The following is a 1,339-nucleotide window of genomic DNA, read 5'->3' on the forward strand; positions in this document are numbered from 1 at the left end:
ACGGGGGCGTGTAAGTGACTTTGTGTAAGTCCTTGGGGTTCACATGGTGTTGAGCCGGTCCTCGAAGAAGAGCGAGAACTGGTTCAGCGCCTTCTTCCAGTGTGCCGCGACGTGGTTGATGTCGCGTGCCCTGGGGGCGATCAGCTCGCGCACGGCGAGGTAGAGCACCTTCAACGCAGCGTGCTCGGAGGGGAAGTGCCCTCGGTTGCGGGTCACTTTCCGCAGTCTCGCGTTGATCGATTCGATGAGGTTCGTCGAGTAGACCACCTTCCCTATCTCGGGCGGGAAGGGCAGATAGGGAGTGAACTCGCTCCAGGCGGCCCGCCAGGTCCGCACCACCGGCGGGTAGCGTTGTCCCAGCTCGGAGGCGGCGAACTCCTCCAGTGCCTGCCCGGCCGCCTGCTCGGTCGGGGCGGTGTAGACCGCCTTCAGGGCCGGGACGAGCTTGGGATGGTCACGGCGGATGTCAGCCGCAGCGAGGCCCGCAGAAGGTGGATGACGCAGGTTTGGACCGTGACCTTCGGCCAGGTCGCGGTGACCGCGTCCGGCAGCCCTTTGAGGCCGTCGCAGGCCACGATGCACACGTCCTGCACTCCGCGGTTTCGCAGTTCGGTCAGGACGGTCATCCACGTGGTGGCGCCTTCACCCTCGTCGCCGATCCACACCCCCAGAACGTCCTTGCGGCCGTCCATGTCCATGCCGACGGTGAGGTAGACCGGTTTGGACACCACTGCCCCGGAGCGGATCTTCACCCACAGCGCACCGATGTAGATGATCGGCCAGACGGCGCCCAGGGGCCTGTTCTGCCAGGTGTCGAGTTCGTCCGCGACGGCGTCGGTGACCTTGCTGATCAGGTCGGGCGAGACCTCGATGCCGTACATGCCGGCCAGGTGGGAGCGGATGTCGCGCACACTCATGCCGCGGGCGTACAGCGACAGGATCTGCTCGTTGAACCCCGCGAGTCGCCTGGCGTGCTTGGGCACCAGCCTCGGCTCGAACGACCCGTTGCGGTCGCGGGGAACGGCCACGGTGACCGCTCCGGCGTCGGTCAGCACGGTCTTCGATGAGGTGCCGTTGCGGCTGTTCCCCGAGCCCCGGCCAATCGGATCGTGCTTCTCGTAGCCGAGGTGCTCGGTCATCTCCGCGTCCAGGGCCCGTTCCAGCACGGCCCGGGTGACCTCCGTCAACAGCCCGCCCTCGCCCAGCAGAGCCGCACCCGAGGCGTCCGCGCGGTCCATCAACCGCTCGACGACCTCATCCACCAGCTTGTCCTCGACCGGCTCGACAGCCGGCATCTCCTTGTCGTTCATGCCCGTTCCGTCCCAGCTGGCAAAGGCCC

Annotated in this window: 1 pseudogene; it reads right to left on the reverse strand. The window is 66.8% G+C overall.

Features of this window, described 5'->3' with window-relative positions:
* Nucleotides 1-39: 39 nt before the first annotated feature.
* Nucleotides 40-1,310: pseudogene (locus tag AB0C96_RS43060) on the reverse strand (IS256 family transposase).
* Between the last annotated feature and the right edge of the window lie 29 nt (nucleotides 1,311-1,339).

The organism is Streptomyces sp. NPDC048506 (genome assembly GCF_040651315.1).
GTDB lineage: Bacteria > Actinomycetota > Actinomycetes > Streptomycetales > Streptomycetaceae > Streptomyces.